We start from the raw sequence: 19,074 nt of genomic DNA on the forward strand, positions 1-19,074 counted from the left end.
CGCCTCCTTGAAGTGGGGGATGCTTCGACCGTACGGGCAGCGCATCCCCGGCAGCAGGGTCCAAAGGCCCGTCAAGCGGGGCCGGACATCACCGCCGGAGATGGTGGAGGCCACTAAGCCCGGCGAGGGAGCGTCGAGCGTCGTTTCGAACGCGGGACCGACACGCGGCGCTGCCTAGATGATGGGGCGTTCGACGACGGCCTCGTGCGTTTTGCGGAACAGCCGGCGGGTGCGGGGGTCCCAGAAAACCAGGTACAGGCCAAAGAGCAGGCCGGTCACCGCGGCGGCCACTCGGGCGAGGGCCAGTGCAAAGCCGAGGTCCTCGGTCTGAAGGTACGGGAAGACTTCCAGCTGGTCTGAAATGGCATAGATCATGAAGAAGGAGACAACGAAGTAGAGCGCCTTGACCTGCCAGTCATTCCTGATCCCGGTGACTGCAAAGAGCGGTATCAGCCATACGACGTACCAGGCTTGGATGATTGGAGACAGGAGGACAATCGCGGCAAGAGCGAGGGTGAGGCGGCGCATCAGCCGGTCGTAGTCACCGCGGAAGATCTGCCAGGCGACAATGCCCACGGCAACAAGCTTGCCCACGTTATAGACAAAGCCGGCCAAGGTGGCGCCGTCGAGTCCAAACGAATTGGCCAGGGAGGCAACCACCATTCCGATGAGCCCCACGGGCGCGTACCAGATGGAGATGCTTCCGGGGGCAGAGAGCCCATTGACCCAGCCGAAGCCGAAACCATTGACCAGGCTCATCAAGGCCAGGATGCCGAGGCTCAATGCAGCGGTCAGGCCCCAGAACATGAATTTGCGGAGCCAGCCCGCGTCCCTGCCCGCCCACAGGAGCCCGATGAACGGCAGGAAGACGATGGTGATGGGCTTCACTGCAACGGAAAGGGTTACCAGCACAATGCCGCGGACCACCCGGTGCGTCGCGGAGTAGTAGAGTCCGGCCAGCGCCAGACCGATCATCAGTGCGTCATTGTGGACGCTGGCGATGAAGTTCGTCAGGAACAGCGGGTTCGCAGCGGTGAGCCAGAGGGCCCGGTGCGGATTGATGCCGTGCAGCTCGGCGAGCCGCGGAACATAGATCACGCAGAGGATGACTCCGGCCAAGGCAACCAGCCGGAACAGCATCACGCTTGCCTCCGGCTGGACGTTCGTGGACCACACAACGAACTGTTCAATCCACAGGAACAGCTGGCCATAGGGAACGGGGGCTTCCGTCCACATTTTGTCCGCGCCCAGCTGGAAGTAGTTGGACAGAGCCGAGATGCCGTTCTCGTAGGGGTTGAACCCTTCAACCATCAGCCGGCCCTGGCCAATGTAGGCGTAGACGTCGCGGCTGAAGAGCGGCACGCTGAACATCATGGGCAGGCCCCATGCCACAACGGCCATCAGCGTAGCTTTACGGGCCTGCCTGCCCCACACCCTGACCCGCTGCCCCAGCCTGAGCCAGGCACGGACCAGGAGCATGCCTCCTATGGCCAGCAGGACAATCGAGAGGGCAACGCCAACTGCTTCGGCACGCATCCAAATGAACAGCGGCATCCGGCGGAGTTCGGAGACCGGGGCCAGCCAGCCCACGCCCAAGGATCCGATAAGCATGAACATGGAGCCCACGAAGCCGGCAAGGAGCGGGGACCGGGGATTATCCACTTCCGCGCCGCCCGCTGCGACAGTGGCGGCGGGCGCCACCTCCCCCGCCGCAGGCACAGGCGCCGTCATTTCAGGATCGTCCAATCTATCTCGTCTGCGATTCTGCCCGGCGGGCCAACGGCCGGCCGAGGCGCATCCTCACGGGAGCGGGATGACCCGCCGCGTCTTCGAAATCCTAGCATCGGCCGGTGCCCTGAAGGTGTAACGGTAGGCTTGTCCGGTGCCTATATCTAACGAACGCATCGTCTGGATCGACTGCGAAATGACCGGCCTGGACATCAAGAACGACGCCCTGATCGAGGTGGCCGCCCTGGTCACCGACTCCGAACTGAACATCCTCGGCGACGGCGTCGACGTGGTCATCAAACCGGATGATGCCGCGGTGGCCCAGATGAACGATTTCGTCCGCGACATGCACACCAAATCGGGGCTCCTCAAGGAACTGCCGAACGGCAAGACGATGGCCGAAGCGGAAGCCGCCGTCATGGAATACATCACCACATGGGTGCCGGACCCCCGCAAGGCGCCGCTGGGCGGTAATTCCGTGGGGACGGACCGGGTGTTCCTGTCCCGGGACATGCCCGCAGTGGTTGAACACCTGCACTACCGGGTGATCGACGTCAGCACCATCAAGGAACTCTCGCGCCGCTGGTTCGCGAGGGCGTACTTCCAGTCTCCGGCCAAAAAGGGCGGACACCGCGCACTGGGGGACATCAAGGACTCCATCGACGAGCTCCGTTATTACCGGGAGGCCGTGTTCGTGCCTGCACCGGGACCGGACAGTGCCACCGCCCTGCAGATTGCCCGCCGCATCACATCCGCCGGGGACGCCGGGCAGCAGGAAGGGTAATTTGCGCCACCTTCGACGGAATTTTCCGCAAAAACCCCAAAAGTGGACAAAGCACCCCTGAAGAGCAGGTAAGCTATATGAGTTGCCTTTCCAGAGGGCCGGTACGCCGGTAAATCTGCAGGCACATGGTGGGCTTAGCTCAGTTGGCAGAGCGCCTGGTTGTGGTCCAGGAGGTCGCGGGTTCAACCCCCGTAGCTCACCCTCACGGGACGGTATGTGCAGCCGTCCAAGAAGGAGGCCGCACCGGAGATCCGGTGCGGCCTCCTTCTTTTTTCGCCGTTTGCACACTTGCACCTGGCACGAGACACCGCTGAAGGACCGCTGAAGATGACCGTTCTGCCAATCACCATCTGGGGAGAACCCGTACTGCACCGCCGGGCTTCCGAGGTGGAAGTGTTCGACGACGAGCTGCGGACTTTGATAGCGGACATGTTTGAAACGAACGACGCCGCCAACGGCGTGGGTCTCGCGGCACCACAGATAGGCGTGGGCAAGAGGATCTTTGTCTACAAATACGCCAACGACGACGGCGCTCCGCCCACGGGCGTGCTGGTCAACCCGGTGCTAACCCTTTCAAAGATTTCCGGCGCGGTACCGGACCCGGACGAGGAAGAAGAAGGCTGCCTGTCCTTCCCCGGCGGGCAGTATCCCCTGAAGCGCGCCGAGTGGGCACGTGTTGAAGGGTTTGACGGCTTTGGACAGCCGGTCAGGTTCGAAGCCACCGGCTGGTTTGCCAGGGTCATCCAGCACGAATATGACCACCTGGACGGAAAACTGTACGTCAACCGGCTGATTGACCGCTATGCGCGCAAAGCCATGAAACAGGCCAAGAAGAGCGGCTGGGGCGTTCCCGGACTGACCTGGATGCCGGGCGTCGACCCGGACCCGTTCGGCCACTAGGGCACCCGGTCACTTCGCCGCAATGGTGGGCTGGTCCGGGCAGGACCCCAGCACGCGCTTCATGGCGCCCTTCTCCGCCTCGGTGACCCATAGTCCGTAGGCTGCCTTGACCGATATTTGGCGGGCCACATAGTGGCAGCGGAAGGATTTATTCTTGGGAAGCCAGGTTGCGGCATCGCCGGCACCCTTCTGCACGTTTGCCGGGCCGTCCGCCGCGATCAGGTTCAGCGGATCGTTGGCCAGGCTCTGGCGCTGCTTGGCTGTCAATCCCTGGGCACCCTTCTGCCACGCGTCACCCAAGGCCACGACGTGGTCTATTTGGACTGCCCGGCTGCTGTCGGAGCCCCGCCGGAAGTCCAAGGGCTGCCCGGTATAGGGCTCGCGGAAGGAGCCCCCTGCCACCCGGCACGTGGAACCTTCCATGAACACCACGGCGGTAAGGTCACGCCTGAGCATGTCGTTGCGGGTGTCGCACCCGTTCCGGTCCACGTCCAGCCACGCCTGGCCGAACGCTTCGCGGTCGTACTTGTCCTTCGCGGCCCGGCCCTTGACGGGAAGCCGTTCCAGCGCGGTGACGGCAGTACCGGAGGGCACGGGGTGCACCGGCACAACGGGCTTCATCCAGGCAGGGTCGAACACTGGGGCTTCGGTGGGGCCGGAGGCCGCGGGCTCCGCCAAGGCAAACTGGCCGGCAGTAAAGAACCAGGACAGTGCCGCCAGCGCACCGACGGCGGCCACTGCCAGGATGCCCCACGCCTGCCGCGAGCGACGGCGGGCTCGCCGGTAGGCGGACCAGCTCACAGTCATGGGGACCCGGCCCCTTCTCGGACATCATGCACCAGAAGAGCCTAGGCCGCCTCCCGGGTCGCCCCGTTGTTTTCCACAGTGTGGAGGGCAAGTGGCGGCGCTGGTGGAAGTGTCCGCGCGGGGGTTACTGCTCGCGCATCACCCTCCGGAGGTCCTCCTCGGCGATGGCCAGCAGTCCTTCCAGCTGGCGCACCCGATCCTCGCCGACGTCGCCCGTCTTGTAGGCGGCGCGGGCGCCCTCAAGCAGCCGGACGGCCTCCTTGTGGTTGGCTTTGGCGACGTCGAGGGCGTGCTCAAGGGTTGTTTCGTGCTGAAGTGTCGAATTTTTGTCCATGCCACCAGTGTGGTCCCGTTTCCCGGCTGATTCCAGCAGAATCAGCCGGGAACTCGCGGGACCGGCGGCCGCGGCCTAAACGGCGATCGCTGCGAGGGCCGCGGCGGATTCCTTTGCGGGGAAGGACGGCGGGTTGACCCCTGCCATTTCCTCCATCACGCGGACCACCTGGCAGCTGTAGCCGAACTCGTTGTCGTACCAGACGTAGAGGACGACGTTTTTGTCTGTGGACACAGTGGCCAGGCCGTCCACGATGCCCGCGCGGCGGGAACCGACGAAGTCAGTGGAGACAACTTCGGGTGAGTCGATGTAGTCGATCTGCTTCCGCAGGTCCGAGTGCAGGGACATCTCGCGGAGGTAGTTGTTGATCTCGTCCTTGGTGGTCCCGTTCTCCAGGCGGAGGTTCAGGATCGCCAGGGAGACGTCAGGGGTGGGGACCCGGATGGAGCTGCCTGTGAGCTTCCCGAGCAGCTCAGGCAGTGCCTTGGCCACGGCCTTGGCGGCACCGGTCTCCGTGATGACCATGTTCAGCGCGGCGGAGCGGCCGCGTCGGTCACCCTTGTGGAAGTTGTCGATCAGGTTCTGGTCGTTGGTGAAGGAGTGCACTGTCTCCACATGGCCGTGCACGACGCCGAACTTGTCGTTGACGGCCTTCAGCACCGGCGTGATGGCGTTGGTGGTGCAGGACGCGGCGGACACGATCTGGTCAGTGTCCTCGATGGTGCGGTGGTTGATGCCGTGGACGATGTTCTTCAGGTCGCCCTTGCCCGGCGCGGTCAGGAGAACCCGTGCCACGCCCTTGCTCTGCAGGTGCTGGGACAGCCCTTCCCGGTCGCGCCAGCGGCCGGTGTTGTCCACCACCAGGGCATTGTTGATGCCGAAGGCGGTGTAGTCGATGGTGGCAGGGTTGTCCGAGTAGATGACCTGTACCTGCACGCCGTTGGCCGTGATGGTGTTGGCTTCCTCGTCGATCCTGATGGTCCCTTCGAAGGACCCGTGGACGGAGTCGCGGCGCAGGAGGCTGGCACGCTTGGAAAGATCGTTGTCAGCGCCCTTGCGGACCACGATGGCGCGCAGGCGGAGGCCATGGCCGCCGCCTGCCTTTTCGATGAGGAGGCGGGCCAGAAGCCGGCCGATCCGGCCAAAGCCGTAAAGCACCACGTCGGTGCTGGTGCGGTCGTCGCCGCCGCGCTTGCCCACAACGTCGGCAAGTTCCGCGCGGAGGAATTCTTCCAGCGTGGCGCCGCTGCCCTCTTCTTTGAACTTCTGGTTCAACCGTGCGATGTCGATCGCAGCAGCACCGAGCTCCAGGCCGGCCAGGGTGTTCAGCAGCGGCGCGGTCTCCTCCAGGAGCAGCTCGTCCTTGCTCATCCGGCGTGCAAAACGGTGCGCCTTGAGGATGTTCATGGTGGACTTGTTGATCAAACTCCGGCCATGGATGCTGGTGACCACGTTGTTTTCGCGGTACAGCCGGCCGATCACCGGAATCATGGCCTCGGCGAGGGCCTCCCGGCCCATCCACGTATCAAGACAAGAATCTGACGTCTGGCTCACAGAAATACCTTCCTCGGTTCAGCCGTGTACGTCCTCGTACACGGATGTCGGCCACCACATGTTGTGCAGGGGCACCCGCGCCTGCAGGGGTCGGCCCCCAGGCGCCTGGATCGCGTGCAAAGAAAAACCGCCGGCTGCGAACGCAACCCCGGCGGAAGAACTCCTGCGTCCGGTCTCCATTCTAAGTTGGCCGGCCCCCCCTGAACCGGCCGGAACCACGTGAAATCACTCACAGGGAACGGCCTTGCGTCCGGGGCATCAGTTGTGGATGGCCGAATAGAGATTGAGGCTGGCCGAAAACACAACCCACGAAAAATAGGGCAGCATCAGGAGGCCGGCAGCCGGGCTCACCGGACCGAACCGCACAACGAGGAAGGCGAGGGACGCCGCCAGCCCGGCAATCACCAGGAAAGCAGCCCAGAGTGCAGCGGCTCCAAATACCGGAAAGAGCCCGAAGAAGGCCAGCGGCCACGCGGCGTTGAGTACCAACTGGACAAGGTACCCGGCCAGGGCGCCTCCCCTCAGCTCCCCTTTCCGCCAGACGAGCCAGGCGGCAACCGCCACCCCCGCGTAGAGCAGCATCCACATGCTCCTGAACATCCAGCCCGGCGGCATCCAGGGAGCCTTGACCGACCCCGCGAACCAGCCGCCGGAATTCAGGATGATGGGGACCGACGCCAAAGCCCAGGCTGCAGCGGAGAGCGCAAGGAACCCGGCCAGGGCAACAGCCTGCCGTCCGCGGGCGGAACCCTGCGGTTGGGCGGCTCCATAGCCGGAGGGCGGGTCAATATTTGCGGGCACGGTTCAGGATCCCCAACACAACTCTCAAGGTCAAACCGGAATGGGTGGATGGGTTGACCGATACGCCGGGTTCTGTGCTCCCGCCACGTTGCCGGTGCGGGAGTAGCGGCCATCCATCTACGAGCGCCGTTGCCGGCGCCCTCCAGCGGCCTACCCGGACACTCGGGCGGGCAGCCCTCAAACGTGTCCTGTCTGGCCTTGCTCCGGGTGGGGTTTACCTAGCCTTCCCGGTCACCCGGGAAGCTGGTGGTCTCTTACACCACCGTTTCACCCTTACCTGGTTCGTGCCGCTTTCAAACCGGCGCGACCCAGGCGGTCTGTTCTCTGTGGCACTGGCCTGCGGGTTACCCCGAGTGGGCGTTACCCACCACCCTGCCCTGTGGAGCCCGGACGTTCCTCGAGCCACTTGCGTGACGCGCGGCCGCCTGGTCAACCCATCCAGGTCCAGTCTACCGGCGCGGTGCCGCATTCCCTGCGCCGGTAGGATCGGACGGTGCTGATTCTGCTCCCCCCTTCCGAAGGCAAGACGCCCGCGATCCGTGGTTCCGCCGTCGACTGGCCTTCCCTGAGCTTCCCGGACCTGAACTCCTGCCGCGCCAAGGTGCTCGACGCACTGGGGGCGGTGAGCGCGCACGAGGACGCCCTCGCGTTGCTGGGGGTCGGGGCCTCGCTGAAGGACGACGTCGACCGCAACACCCGGCTCCACGCTGAACCCGCGGCTCCCGCCCACCAGATCTACTCCGGCGTGCTGTACGACGCTCTGGGCTACAAGACGCTCACCCCTGTGCAGCGGCGCAAGGCAGACGAATCGGTGCTGGTGATCTCCGCCCTCTGGGGCGCCATCCGCTTCGGGGACAGCGTGCCCGCCTACCGGCTGTCAATGGGGACGGCGCTGCCCGACGTCGGCCGCCTCGCCTCGTTCTGGAAGCCGCACCTGTCCAGTGCGCTGGCGCCGCTCACCGAGGGGCAGCTGCTGGTTGACTGCCGGTCCAGCACCTACGCCGCAGCGTGGGCGCCGCCGCCGGCGCAGACCGTTACGGTCAACGTGTTCACCGAAGTGCAGGGCGTGCGGAAAGTGGTGAGCCATTTCGCCAAGCACACCCGCGGCGAACTGGCACGGCACCTGCTGGCCCGGCGGGGCAAGGCTCCAGCGACGCCGTCGGACCTTGCAAAGGCCGCCCGGGAAGTGTGGCAGGCAGAGCTCGTGGACGGGTCAGCGAGGAAACCCCACGCGCTAAACATCATCCTGCCGGGCTGATTCCCCCGCCCCTCCCCCAACTAGGTAGCGCTAAGTGTCGTTATGAGCCGCCAAAACGACACTTAGCGCTACTTAGTTGGGTCAGGCCCACTCCTCCGAGCGGACCAGGATGGCGCCCGAGTCCGGGCAGAAGACGATGTCGTCAGCGGCGGCTGCCTTGATCTCGGCCAGGTCGCCGGGGCTCAGCTTCATGCCTGACGCTTCGGATGTGCCGTGGAACAGCCGGGCGGCACCGACGCCCCGCTTGGCGAGCGTTTTTTCGTAGACGGCGAGCAGGCCGGCGTCGAGCCCCGCACCGAATTCGGCGCGCCGGGTGCGGAGCCCGCTCGCTTCCGCCTCCACCTCAGCCAGTTCCGCATCCAGCTCGGCGCGGATGGTGCCGAAGGATCCCTGGATATCGTCCACAATCCCCTGCTGCGCCGCCTGCCTGGCCCGAAGGGAGTCCAGCCGCTCCATTACCTCGAGTTCGATGTCCTCAAGGTCCGAGCGACGCTTGTTGAGCGAGGCGATGTCCTTCTGGAGGGCCACCAGGTCCTTGGACAACCCGGTGCCGCTGTTCAGCCGCGCCTCGTCCCGCTGGATCCGCGAGGCGACCTGTTCCACGTCCGCCTCGGCCCGCTTCAGTTCGGCCTCGGCGTCATGGACAGCCACCTTCGCCGCACCAAGCTCGCCATTGGCCACAGACAGGGCCGCCTCAAGGTCCTTGATGCGGGGATCGTTTTCCAGGGAGCGGCGGCGGTTGGCGAGCGACTTAAGCTTGGCGTCCAGCCCCTGCAGCTCAAGCAACTTCAACTGTTCCGCCGGTGCTGCCTTCGCCACATTTACCTCCGCTTGATCCCTACCGGCCGGGGCCGGGCACCTGATCGGCGCTTCCTAGACTCTAGCGCGTGGCCTGCTCCCCCGCCTCGCTGCGTCGCCACCTCAAGGCCTAGCCCGGGGTCAGGATGAAGTCCCAGGGGTCGCTGTTGGTAGTGCTGACCCGGATTTCAACGTCATGGCCCTGGTCGGCGAGGACATTGCCCAGCGCAGCCGCAGCGGCAGGCAGCCACAGCCACTCGCTGGCGAAATGGGACACATCCACCAGGTAGGGCCGGCCGTTCAGGGCGGCCTCCCGGGCTTCCGACGCCGGGTGGTGACGCAGGTCAGCGGTGACATAGACGTCCGCGTTGCTGGCTCTGACCTCATTGAAGAGGGAGTCCCCGGCACCACCGCAGACGGCGATGCGCCGGACCAGGCCGTCCTTGTCGCCGGAAACCCGCACTCCCCCGGCAACGGACGGGAGGATCCCGAACACGCGGGCCGCAAAGTCGCCGAGGGTCATGGCCTCCGCCAGGTCCCCCACCCGCCCGATGCCCTCTTCCGGGAGGCCGTTTGCGGCCACCGTGAGCGGGGCGGCGTCCTGGAGGCCGAGCGCGTCGGCGAGGACGTCGGATACGCCGCCGACGGCGGAATCACCGTTGGTGTGGACGGTCAGCAAAGCGGTGCCGGACTCGATCAACCGGTGCACTGCCCGGCCTTTGGGGGTGGTGGCGGCGACGCTGGTGACGCCCTTCAGGAGGAGGGGATGGTGTGTGATCAGGAGTTCCGCGCCCCACTCCACCGCCTCCTCAATGACTTCCAGGGTTGGGTCGACGGCGAACATCACCTTGGTGACGGGCGCGGAGGGATGGCCTGCCACCAGTCCCACTTCGTCCCAGTTCTCTGCCAGGGATTCGGGCCACAGCTCTTCCACGGCCAGGAGCAGTTCACCCAGGGTGGGCGCCTCCGCGGACTCCGCTGCCCCAAGCCCGCCGGAGGGTGCGCCGCCGTTGCCAGTGCCGCCGTCGATGTTGTCCGGGCCGGTAACGTCGGTGTCCGCAGGTTCCATAGTCTTAGTTTTACCCCATCGGGCCGTCCGGACCGCACGTTTACAGCCGCCGCCCCTGGACGGCCCGGGAATCTTCCCGCGCCCCCAACCATTGAAGAGGTCATGAAAACTTTTGTTTTAGGCGGAGGCTGCTTCTGGTGCCTCGACGCCGTTTACCAGAAGACCAAGGGCGTCAGCTCGGTGGTGTCCGGCTATACCGGGGGCCACGATCCGCAACCGGACTACTACTCGGTCTGCAACGGCACCACCGGCCATGCCGAGGTTGTTGCCGTGACGTTCGACGAGGAGACCATCCCGGCGGAGGTCATCCTGGACATGTTCTTCGCCCTGCACGATCCCACCACGCTGAACCGCCAGGGCTACGACGTCGGCACCCAGTACCGTTCGTCGATGTTCTATGAGACCACCGAAGAGAAGATCCTCTTTGAGGAAGCGATCGACCGGAACCAGGCACTGTGGGCCCATCCGATTGTCACGGAGGTCAGCCGGTTGCCCCGCTTCCATGTCGCGGAGGAGTTCCACCAGAACTATTACGCCAAGCATCCCGAACAGGGGTACTGCCAGGTGATCATCAACCCCAAGCTCGCCAAGGCCAGGAAATATTACTCTGCATGGCTTAACGCTTAGCCACGCTTACGCGGCCTCGTTAGGCTGACCTCAGTATTCACCCCTCAGAGATAGGCGTATGTACATGGCACGGATCTATGACGATGTGACACAGCTGGTCGGCGGGACCCCGCTGGTCAAGCTCAACCGGCTCAGCGAGGGCCTGGATGCCACCGTCGCCGTCAAGCTTGAGTTCTACAACCCGGCCAACAGCGTCAAAGACCGTATCGGTGTTGCCATTGTCGATGCCGCCGAGAAGTCCGGTGCACTGAAGCCCGGCGGAACCATTGTTGAAGGCACGTCCGGAAACACCGGCATCGCCCTGGCAATGGTGGGTGCTGCCCGCGGCTACAAGGTCATCCTCACCATGCCGGAGACCATGTCCACGGAACGCCGCGTCATGCTGCGCGCCTTTGGCGCCGAGATCGTCCTGACTCCGGGTTCCGAGGGAATGCGCGGCGCGGTGGAGAAGGCCCAGGAAATCGTGGCCAACACCGAGAACTCCATCTGGGCACAGCAGTTTGCCAACGAAGCCAATCCCGAAATCCACCGCACCACCACGGCGGAGGAAATCTGGGCGGACACCGACGGCGCAGTGGACATCTTCGTCGCGGGCGTAGGCACCGGCGGAACCGTCACCGGCGTCGGCCAGGTCCTCAAGGAGCGCAAGCCCGGCGTCCAGATCGTCGCGATCGAGCCCAAGGACTCCGCCATCCTCAATGGCGGCGCACCCGGCCCGCACAAGATCCAGGGCATCGGCGCCAACTTCGTGCCTGAAATCCTGGACACCAACGTCTATGACGAGGTCCTGGACGCCACGCTTGAGGATTCCGTCCGGGTGGCCCGCGAGCTCGGCGTCAAGGAAGGCATCCTGGGCGGCATCTCCTCCGGCGCCATTGTCTGGGGTGCCCTGGAACTGGCCAAGCGTCCCGAAAACGCGGGGAAGCTGATCGTGGCTGTTGTCTGTGACTTCGGTGAGCGTTACATCTCCACCGTCCTCTATGACGACATCCGCGGCTGATCCAGCCGCTGTTCGCCCGTTTCCTGTAGAAAGAACTTTGTGGGCTTTTTCGCAAGACTAAAGGAAGACCTCGACGCCGCCCGGTCCCATGACCCGGCGGCTCGGGGTTCTTTTGAGAACTTTTTCGCATACTCCGGCCTGCATGCCATCTGGATCCACCGGCTGACGCACTGGCTGTGGCAGAACCCGGGGTTGCGTTTCCCTGCCCGGTTGATCTCGCAGCTGGGCCGGTTCCTCACCGGAATTGAGATCCATCCGGGTGCCACCATCGGCCGCCGCTTCTTCATCGACCATGGGATGGGCGTGGTGATCGGAGAGACTGCCGAGATCGGCGAGGATGTGATGATCTATCACGGAGTCACCTTGGGCGGCCGCTCCCTGGCCCGGATCAAACGCCACCCCACCATCGGTGACCGGGTAACCATTGGTGCCGGCGCCAAGATCCTGGGGCCAATCACCATTGGCCGGGACAGCGCCGTGGGCGCCAACGCGGTGGTGGTCAAGGACGCGCCGCCGGAATCGATTGTCACCGGCGTCCCCGCGAAGTGGCGCCACCGGGATGCCCAGCGTGAAACCAAGCCTGCGGTGGACCCGGCAGAGTACGACATCGAATACCGGATCTGACAACAGAAGCCGCCAACCCTGGCCGTGTCACCAGCGCCAAGCAAAAGCCAAAGGCCGGCAGTTCCTGAAACTTCAGGAACTGCCGGCCTTTGGCTTTAACCGATAGTGGAGGCTAGTGCGTGTCCACGGCTTCGATCTCGGACTTGTCCTCGCCCCAGAGGGTGTGGAAAGTGCCCTCGGAGTCGACGCGGCCATAGGTGTGGGCGCCGAACAGGTCTCGCTGGCCCTGGATCAGGGCGGCAGCAACGCGCTTGCGGCGCAGGCCGTCGTAGTAGGCCAGCGAGGAGGAGAACACCGGAACGGGGATCCCCAGCTGGACGGCGGTAGCGACGACCCGGCGCCATGCCGGCAGTGCCTCGGCGATGGCCTGCGTGAACGCCGGAGCGAACAGGAGGTTGGCCGGCTTCTCGTCCGCTGCGTAGGCCTTGGTGATGTCCTTGAGCAGCTCGGCGCGGATGATGCAGCCGGCCCGCCACAGGGAGGCGATCTCGTCCAGCTTGAGGTCCCAGCCGTACTCCTTCGCTGCCGACGTCAGCATGTCCAGGCCCTGGGCGTAGGAAACAAGCTTGGACGCGTACAGTGCCTGGCGGACGTCCTCGACGAACGTCTCCGGGATCTCCACGGATGCCTCGTTGCCGGCCAGCAGCTCCTGGCCCAGCTTGCGCTGCTCCGTCTGGGAGGACAGGGCGCGTGCGAAGACGGATTCGGCGATGCCGGAAACCGGGGAGCCGAGCTCCAGTGCGGAGATGACGGTCCATCGGCCGGTACCCTTCTGGCCGGCCGCGTCCACCACGACGTCGACGAACGGCTTGCCGGTCTTGGCGTCCACGTGACCCAAAACCTCGGCGGAGATCTCGATCAGGAAGGAGGAAAGCTCGCCCTTGTTCCAGTCCGCAAAGATCCTGGCCTGCTCGGCAGGCTCAATGCCGGCACCGGAACGCAGGAGGTCGAAGGCTTCGCCGATGACCTGCATGTCGGCGTATTCGATGCCGTTGTGGACCATCTTGACGAAGTGGCCGGCGCCGTCGGTTCCCACCCAGGCGCAGCACGGTTCGCCGTCCACCTTGGCGGAGATCTTTTCCAGCAGCGGGCCCAGGGCCTTGTAGGACTCCTTGGAACCGCCGGGCATGATGGAGGGGCCGTTGAGCGCGCCCTCTTCGCCGCCCGAGACACCGACGCCCACGAAGTGCAGGTCCTTCTTGGCAAGGGCAGCTTCGCGGCGGCGGGTGTCCTCGTAGTGGGAGTTACCGGCGTCGATGATGATGTCGCCCGGTTCCAGGAGCGGCTCCAGCTGTTCGATGACTGAGTCAACAGGCTTGCCGGCCTTGACCATGATCAGCACGCGGCGCGGCTTCTCCAGGGAATCGACCAGTTCCTGCAGGGTTTCCGTCCGGACAAAGTCGCCTTCCGAGCCGTACCTTTCCAGCAGGGCGTCGGTCTTCTCGACGGAACGGTTGTGCAGGGCAACCGTGAAGCCGTTCCTGGCGAGGTTGCGGGCGAGGTTGGCGCCCATCACCGCGAGGCCGGTGACACCGATGTGTGCAGACATCAAAACTCCAATTCGTACGTTGCGCGGATGTGCAGGGCTCCCGTTGCGTCGGAAGCACGATTGCAGACCAAGGGTCTTAATAAAGCATATATATTCGGGAGGTAACAGGAAAGTAACGCCCACCTTGTGGAAGCGTTTGTGTCGCTGCGGTCCCGGCCGGCCGCCTTCCGGCCAACCCGTTCACACTAGGCTTAGCTGCATGACCAGCAGCCTGCACCACCGTGCCATTGAGAATCTTGGCACCCGAATTGTCTCAGGGGAGCTGCCTGCCGGCCATATCATGCTCGCCGAAAACCTTGAGGATGAACTCGGGGTGTCCAGGTCGGTGATCCGCGAGGCCGTCCGCGTGCTGCAGTCCCTCGGCCTGGTGGAGACCACCAAGCGGGTGGGCATCCGGGTATTGCCCCCGAGCCGCTGGAATCCCTTCGATCCCCAGGTCATCCGGTGGCGCCTGGCCAGTGATGCCCGCGGTGCGCAGCTTCGGTCACTTGCTGAGCTGCGGTCCGCCGTGGAGCCGGCCGCGGCCGAGCTGGCCGCCCAGAACGCGCCGGCGCCGCTGCGGCTGGAGCTGGTGGACGTCGCCCGTGCAATGCTCGACGCCGGCCGCAAGGGTGACGTGCCCCGCTTCCTTGAGCTGGACATCCAGTTCCACTCGCTGCTGCTGTCCGGCTCGGGCAACGAAATGTTTGCGAACCTCATGGGCCAGGTGGCGGAGACCCTGACGGGCCGGACCGTGCACGGACTGATGCCCGACCATCCGCACGAGGCCGCGCTCCAGTGGCACATGGACGTGGCGGAGGCAATCGCCCGGGGCGATGCTGCCACCGCCCGGGAGTCGTCAGACAAAATCATGAGGCGGACCATGTCCCAGATGTCCGATACGTGGACCGAGCAACCCCGCGTCTTCATTCCGGTGCAGCGCTGACACCGCTGCGTCGACTTTTTGTTTCCAGAGGTTCACGGTATATTCAACTCAGGCCCTCCACCGCGGCATCCCCCAATAGTCGCGGTGGAGGGTTTTCCAATGCCCGGAGCCCGCCGCCGGCCGGCGCGATTCGCCTAGGCAGCGTCGGCAAGGGCTTCCCTGAGACGCCAGCCCCCACCCAGCCCGTCCCGCTCAAGGAGCATGGTAGTCAGGGCGGAGCCGGCGTTCCTTCCCAGCCTCACCTGAAGCTGCAGGACCTCGACATCCACACGACTGAGGCCCTTAGGCATCCTGCGGCGCGTCTCCCACCATTTGACCCGCTCAAACCACCGGACCGGTTCCGCGCCCACAGCCCATTCCCTGCCATTGCAGAGCACCGCCGTGGGCCTGCCGTCCGTCCCCGTCCGCACAATCACGTGTTCCATTCCTGCAAGCTATGGCAGGGGTCGGACATTCGGGGAAGAGCCCGGATTCCTGGGGGGGCGGGGCAACGCAAAAGCCCCGCCACTTCCACCTGAAGGCGGAAACTGCGGGGCTTGCGTGTGGGTCCTACCGGGATCGAACCGATGACATCCACGGTGTAAACGTGGCGCTCTACCAGCTGAGCTAAAGACCCAAAGTGGCCGGACCGGGCACTGCTGCGCCCTGACCAACGAACATAGACTCTACCCGACATCGGCCCCCGAATGCGAATCGACCGCTGAAGGGCAGCCTGCGGCCTGCCCTTAGACCGGCGGGAGCTCCGACGCCAGCCAGGTCAGCGATTCACTGACGCCCGCCTCAAGCTTGATGGTTGCTTTGTCATCCCCGCGGGTTGCTCCCCTGTTGATAATGACCACCGGCTTGCCCTCCTTGGCGGCGTGCCTGACAAAGCGCAGGCCGCTCATTACCGTCAGTGACGATCCCGCAACAACCAGGGCTGCGGCATCATCGACCATCCGGTAGGAGATTTCGACCCGGTCCTTGGGCACGTTCTCACCGAAGTACACGAAGTCGGGCTTCAGCATTCCTCCGCAGGCGGGGCAGGCCGCCACCACAAAACTGCTGATCAACGCCTGGTCTTCCACCGTGGAATCGGCGTCCGGTGCCATCTCCACCAGCCCCGTCTGTGCCGCCCGGTCCAGGAAATCCGGGTTCAGCTCCTCGAGGATTCCTGCCAGCAGACGCCGCGTATAGGTCCGGCGGCAATTCAGGCAGACAACCTGGTCATACCTGCCATGGAGGTCGACGACGTTAACGCTGCCGGCGTCCTGGTGCAGGCGGTCCACATTCTGGGTGATGAGGCCGGTGAGGTGTCCCCTGCGTTCAAGCTCCGCCGCGGCGAGGTGGCCCTGGTTCGGATCCGCGCGCCGCAGGTGGGACCAGCCGATGTGGTTCCTCGCCCAGTATCGCTGGCGGTTGGCGGACGCCTTGACGAACTCCTGGTAGGTCATGGGCGAACGAGGGGGCGAACCGGGTCCCCGGTAGTCCGGGATCCCGGAGTCGGTACTGAGTCCGGCCCCGGTGAGCAGCGCGAAACGGTCCCCTGCCAGTACGTCCCGGATCCGGACCAGGACGTCAAGCTCTTCTGCGGACGGGGGTCCGGCAGGCACTGGCGGCATGCTCGCGAAGCCTGTGAGGCCCACACCATGCCGCTGCCCGCCCACGTGGAGTCAGGCCTTTTCGAGCCCGGCAAGTGCCGTGCGGTATTCCCCGAGGTCCCGGGCCTGGCCCCGCGGATTCACCACGCTGTACCGGATGGTTCCGCCCGCATCGATGATGAAGGTGCCCCGCCGTGCCATGCCGCTGTCGGCGTCGAACACCCCATACAGCCTGGCGACCTCGCCATGCGGCCAGAAGTCCGCGAGCAGGTCGAAGCTGTACCGTTCCTGGGCAGCATAGGCCCTGAGGCTGAATTTGCTGTCCACTGAGACGGCCAGGACGGTGGCGTTCGCATCCTGGAACAGCGCGAGGTTATCCCGCAGTTCGCAGAGCTCACCGGTGCAGATACCGGAGAATGCAAAGGGATAGAACACAAGGACCACGTTCTGGCCCCGGAAGGAGGACAACCTGACCGGCTCACCGTATTGGTTAACGAGTTCGAAGTCAGGTGCGGCCCCACCGACCGCGGGGACAGCTACGGCGGCAGCGGCAAGCGCTGCCGTCACTTGTTCTTCCTGCTCACCAGCCGCGTTGCGCTCCAGTCCTTGGACACGCCCGCTGAGGTGGTAACGTGCAGCCCGGCCGTCGGCGCTGCCTCCTGGATGTCTGCCGGGGAGACATATCCAGCCCGGCCGGACTTGGGTGTCAGCACCCACACCACGCCGTTTTCGCTCAGCGTGGTCAGCGAATCCATCAGGCTGTCAACGAGGTCTCCGTCGCCGTCGCGCCACCAGAAGATGACGGCGTCCGCCACTTCATGGTCGTCCTCGTCCAGCAGCTCAGAACCGGTGAGGTCCTCAATATCGTCACGCAAGTCGAAATCGACGTCGTCGTCGTAACCGAACTCCTGAATCAGATCCCCGTTCTTGAAACCCAATTTTTCCGCCACATTTACCGAAGTGGCGGCGTCGGCCTCGCTCACGTGTACCTCCAATGCCTCATATATGCAGTGCGCATAGTGATTTCCATTACTCCCAAGCCAACACCCTTTGTGCCTGAGCTTCAAGCTGCCGCCCCCGCGATGCGCCATATTCTGCGTCACATCAGGTTCGTCCAGCCCGCTGCCCAGCGGCTTTTCGTCACACAACCAGTATGACGGCGAAATACAACTGGGCCGCCCAAGCCGCGGCTACGCATCGCGTAAGGGACAGAGTTAGAGTGGCAGGTGACAACTATGCCTGCGGGGCAACAACCCTGTAACTCCAATGCAGACGTAGGAAAACTTAGGACCCTGCCCGGCACACATGACCGGGCTGTTGTAACCGATACGTCGCACACGGCGTACGTACGCCGGGCGGTCACCCTGCCCGGCCTGAGTGCGCCACCAATGCGCGCAAAGAGAGGTTGGACGTGGCTGCAGGAGAAGATACCTCCCATATCCTCAGCGGGTTGACTAACCAGCTGCCTGATCGTGATCCCGAAGAGACCGCCGAGTGGGTTGAGTCCCTGGATGCATTGATCAGGGAACAGGGCACCGAGCGTGCCCAATTCATCATGCGGAGCCTGCTGCAGCGTGCCGGCGCGCAGAGCGTCGGGGTGCCGATGGTGACCACCACCGATTACGTGAACACCATCCCGGTGGACCAGGAAGCGGAATTCCCGGGCAACGAGGAATTCGAGCGCCGTTACCGGGCCTACATGCGCTGGAACGCTGCGGTGATGGTCCACCGGGCCCAGCGGGCGAACATCGGGGTGGGCGGACACATCTCCACCTATGCCGGGGCCGCGACCCTGTACGAGGTCGGGTTCAACCACTTCTTCCGGGGCAAGGACCACCCCGGCGGCGGGGACCAGGTCTTCTTCCAGGGCCACGCCTCCCCCGGCATGTACGCCCGGGCGTTCATGGAAGGCCGGCTCTCCGAGGAGGACCTGGACGGGTTCCGGCAGGAAAAGTCCCGCGAGGGCCACGCCCTGTCCTCCTACCCGCACCCGCGCCTGATGCCGCACTTCTGGGAATTCCCCACCGTGTCCATGGGCATCGGGCCGATGAACGCGATCTACCAGGCCCAGTCCAACCGGTACCTGCACAACCGCGGCCTGAAGGACACCAGTGACCAGCAGGTCTGGGCGTTCCTCGGCGACGGCGAAATGGACGAGCCCGAGTCCCGCGGCCTGCTCCAGCTCGCCGCGAACGAGAACCTGGACAACCTCAACTTCGTGATCAACTGCAACCTCCAGCGCCTGGACGGGCCCGTGCGGGGCAACGGCAAGATCATGCAGGAACTCGAAGCGTTCTTCCGCGGTGCGGGCTGGAACGTGATCAAGGTCGTCTGGGGCCGGGAGTGGGACGACCTCCTCACCAAGGACACCGACGGGTCGCTGGTGAAGATCATGAACGAAACCCCCGACGGGGACTACCAGACCTACAAGGCCGAATCCGGCGGGTTCGTCCGCGAACACTTCTTCGGCAAGACCCCGCAGACCAAGGACATGGTCGCGGACCTCACCGATGACCAGATCTGGAACCTCAAGCGCGGCGGCCACGACTACCGCAAGGTCTACGCCGCCTACAAGGCAGCCACCGAATTCAAGGGCAAGCCCACCGTCATCCTGGCCAAGACCGTCAAGGGCTACGGCCTCGGACCGCACTTCGAGGGCCGCAACGCGACCCACCAGATGAAGAAACTCACCCTGGATGACCTGAAGAAATTCCGCGACCACCTGCGGATCCCTAT

The 19,074-nt window shown here is 64.7% G+C and carries 19 protein-coding genes, 2 tRNA genes, 1 other RNA gene and 1 pseudogene; 9 read left to right on the forward strand and 14 right to left on the reverse strand.

Translation table 11 applies throughout. The features are described 5' to 3' along the window. Nucleotides 1-174: 174 nt before the first annotated feature. Nucleotides 175-1,731 carry a polyprenol phosphomannose-dependent alpha 1,6 mannosyltransferase MptB gene (mptB, locus tag ACQ3DC_RS12350; RefSeq protein WP_430752357.1) on the reverse strand — a complete coding sequence of 519 codons (1,557 nt, stop codon included), beginning with the start codon at nucleotides 1,729-1,731 and terminating at the stop codon, nucleotides 175-177. A 151-nt stretch (nucleotides 1,732-1,882) separates the two neighbouring features. Between mptB and orn the strand changes: the two genes are divergently transcribed. The 3 genes from orn (at nucleotide 1,883) to def (ending at nucleotide 3,412) form a co-directional block, all read left to right on the forward strand. After that, the gene (gene orn / locus ACQ3DC_RS12355) at nucleotides 1,883-2,512 is read left to right on the forward strand and encodes an oligoribonuclease (RefSeq protein ID WP_323057018.1); all 630 of its coding nucleotides are present in this window, start codon (nucleotides 1,883-1,885) and stop codon (nucleotides 2,510-2,512) included. Nucleotides 2,513-2,640: 128 nt separating this feature from the next. Next, nucleotides 2,641-2,713, forward strand: a tRNA-His gene (locus tag ACQ3DC_RS12360). Nucleotides 2,714-2,839: 126 nt separating this feature from the next. Beyond that, on the forward strand, nucleotides 2,840-3,412 hold the full coding sequence (gene def / locus ACQ3DC_RS12365) for a peptide deformylase (RefSeq protein ID WP_157241937.1): 573 nt from the start codon (nucleotides 2,840-2,842) through the stop codon (nucleotides 3,410-3,412). A 9-nt stretch (nucleotides 3,413-3,421) separates the two neighbouring features. On the opposite strand, the gene ACQ3DC_RS12370 is transcribed toward def, so the two are convergent. The 5 genes from ACQ3DC_RS12370 to rnpB form a co-directional block, all read right to left on the reverse strand. Next, nucleotides 3,422-4,219, reverse strand: a complete 798-nt coding sequence (locus tag ACQ3DC_RS12370) for an HNH endonuclease family protein (RefSeq protein WP_157241936.1) — start codon at nucleotides 4,217-4,219, stop codon at nucleotides 3,422-3,424. A 124-nt stretch (nucleotides 4,220-4,343) separates the two neighbouring features. After that, nucleotides 4,344-4,553, reverse strand: a complete 210-nt coding sequence (locus tag ACQ3DC_RS12375; protein WP_157241935.1) for a hypothetical protein — start codon at nucleotides 4,551-4,553, stop codon at nucleotides 4,344-4,346. Between the two features lie 75 nt (nucleotides 4,554-4,628). Beyond that, nucleotides 4,629-6,107: a glyceraldehyde-3-phosphate dehydrogenase gene (locus ACQ3DC_RS12380; RefSeq protein ID WP_430752358.1), complete on the reverse strand. Its 1,479-nt coding sequence runs from the start codon at nucleotides 6,105-6,107 to the stop codon at nucleotides 4,629-4,631. 258 nt (nucleotides 6,108-6,365) lie between these two features. Beyond that, nucleotides 6,366-6,908 (reverse strand): TspO/MBR family protein, encoded by a 543-nt coding sequence (locus ACQ3DC_RS12385; protein ID WP_321213772.1) that lies wholly within the window; start codon nucleotides 6,906-6,908, stop codon nucleotides 6,366-6,368. A gap of 45 nt (nucleotides 6,909-6,953) precedes the next feature. After that, an RNA gene (gene rnpB, locus ACQ3DC_RS12390) (RNase P RNA component class A) lies at nucleotides 6,954-7,345 on the reverse strand. A 56-nt stretch (nucleotides 7,346-7,401) separates the two neighbouring features. Here rnpB and ACQ3DC_RS12395 point away from each other — a divergent pair. Further along, nucleotides 7,402-8,166 carry a YaaA family protein gene (locus ACQ3DC_RS12395; protein WP_323057016.1) on the forward strand — a complete coding sequence of 255 codons (765 nt, stop codon included), beginning with the start codon at nucleotides 7,402-7,404 and terminating at the stop codon, nucleotides 8,164-8,166. Nucleotides 8,167-8,247: 81 nt separating this feature from the next. On the opposite strand, the gene ACQ3DC_RS12400 is transcribed toward ACQ3DC_RS12395, so the two are convergent. Both ACQ3DC_RS12400 and ACQ3DC_RS12405 read right to left on the reverse strand, forming a co-directional pair. Continuing rightward, the gene (locus ACQ3DC_RS12400; protein WP_430752359.1) at nucleotides 8,248-8,985 is read right to left on the reverse strand and encodes a zinc ribbon domain-containing protein; all 738 of its coding nucleotides are present in this window, start codon (nucleotides 8,983-8,985) and stop codon (nucleotides 8,248-8,250) included. A gap of 109 nt (nucleotides 8,986-9,094) precedes the next feature. Beyond that, nucleotides 9,095-10,033 (reverse strand): Nif3-like dinuclear metal center hexameric protein, encoded by a 939-nt coding sequence (locus tag ACQ3DC_RS12405; protein WP_430752360.1) that lies wholly within the window; start codon nucleotides 10,031-10,033, stop codon nucleotides 9,095-9,097. 102 nt (nucleotides 10,034-10,135) lie between these two features. Between ACQ3DC_RS12405 and msrA the strand changes: the two genes are divergently transcribed. The 3 genes from msrA (at nucleotide 10,136) to epsC (ending at nucleotide 12,284) form a co-directional block, all read left to right on the forward strand. After that, nucleotides 10,136-10,660, forward strand: a complete 525-nt coding sequence (msrA, locus tag ACQ3DC_RS12410) for a peptide-methionine (S)-S-oxide reductase MsrA (RefSeq protein WP_157241933.1) — start codon at nucleotides 10,136-10,138, stop codon at nucleotides 10,658-10,660. A gap of 64 nt (nucleotides 10,661-10,724) precedes the next feature. Then, nucleotides 10,725-11,660, forward strand: coding sequence for a cysteine synthase A (gene cysK / locus ACQ3DC_RS12415; protein WP_157241932.1), 936 nt, complete (start codon nucleotides 10,725-10,727; stop codon nucleotides 11,658-11,660). Between the two features lie 39 nt (nucleotides 11,661-11,699). Beyond that, on the forward strand, nucleotides 11,700-12,284 hold the full coding sequence (gene epsC / locus ACQ3DC_RS12420; protein WP_321213777.1) for a serine O-acetyltransferase EpsC: 585 nt from the start codon (nucleotides 11,700-11,702) through the stop codon (nucleotides 12,282-12,284). A gap of 112 nt (nucleotides 12,285-12,396) precedes the next feature. Here epsC and gndA read toward each other — a convergent pair whose 3' ends face one another. After that, nucleotides 12,397-13,833, reverse strand: coding sequence for an NADP-dependent phosphogluconate dehydrogenase (gene gndA, locus ACQ3DC_RS12425; protein WP_157241931.1), 1,437 nt, complete (start codon nucleotides 13,831-13,833; stop codon nucleotides 12,397-12,399). A gap of 199 nt (nucleotides 13,834-14,032) precedes the next feature. Between gndA and ACQ3DC_RS12430 the strand changes: the two genes are divergently transcribed. Beyond that, nucleotides 14,033-14,758: a FadR/GntR family transcriptional regulator gene (locus ACQ3DC_RS12430; protein WP_157241930.1), complete on the forward strand. Its 726-nt coding sequence runs from the start codon at nucleotides 14,033-14,035 to the stop codon at nucleotides 14,756-14,758. A 134-nt stretch (nucleotides 14,759-14,892) separates the two neighbouring features. Here ACQ3DC_RS12430 and ACQ3DC_RS12435 read toward each other — a convergent pair whose 3' ends face one another. The 5 genes from ACQ3DC_RS12435 to ACQ3DC_RS12455 form a co-directional block, all read right to left on the reverse strand. Next, nucleotides 14,893-15,183, reverse strand: a complete 291-nt coding sequence (locus ACQ3DC_RS12435; RefSeq protein WP_430752361.1) for a hypothetical protein — start codon at nucleotides 15,181-15,183, stop codon at nucleotides 14,893-14,895. Nucleotides 15,184-15,301: 118 nt separating this feature from the next. Further along, nucleotides 15,302-15,374: transfer RNA gene (locus ACQ3DC_RS12440), tRNA-Val, on the reverse strand. Between the two features lie 109 nt (nucleotides 15,375-15,483). After that, complete coding sequence (locus tag ACQ3DC_RS12445; protein WP_321213778.1) at nucleotides 15,484-16,404, reverse strand: NAD-dependent protein deacetylase; 921 nt, start codon at nucleotides 16,402-16,404, stop codon at nucleotides 15,484-15,486. A 6-nt stretch (nucleotides 16,405-16,410) separates the two neighbouring features. Then, the gene (locus ACQ3DC_RS12450) at nucleotides 16,411-16,905 is read right to left on the reverse strand and encodes a peroxiredoxin (RefSeq protein WP_321213779.1); all 495 of its coding nucleotides are present in this window, start codon (nucleotides 16,903-16,905) and stop codon (nucleotides 16,411-16,413) included. Next, the gene (locus ACQ3DC_RS12455; protein ID WP_321213780.1) at nucleotides 16,902-17,321 is read right to left on the reverse strand and encodes a DUF3052 domain-containing protein; all 420 of its coding nucleotides are present in this window, start codon (nucleotides 17,319-17,321) and stop codon (nucleotides 16,902-16,904) included. Before ACQ3DC_RS12455 ends, ACQ3DC_RS12450 begins: the two co-directional genes overlap by 4 nt. A gap of 428 nt (nucleotides 17,322-17,749) precedes the next feature. On the opposite strand from ACQ3DC_RS12455, the pseudogene ACQ3DC_RS12460 reads away from it, so the two are divergent. After that, nucleotides 17,750-19,074 (forward strand): annotated as a pseudogene (locus ACQ3DC_RS12460) (pyruvate dehydrogenase (acetyl-transferring), homodimeric type); the annotation flags it as partial.

The sequence above is a fragment of the Paenarthrobacter sp. NEAU-H11 genome (assembly GCF_050573415.1).
Classification (GTDB): Bacteria; Actinomycetota; Actinomycetes; order Actinomycetales; family Micrococcaceae; genus Arthrobacter.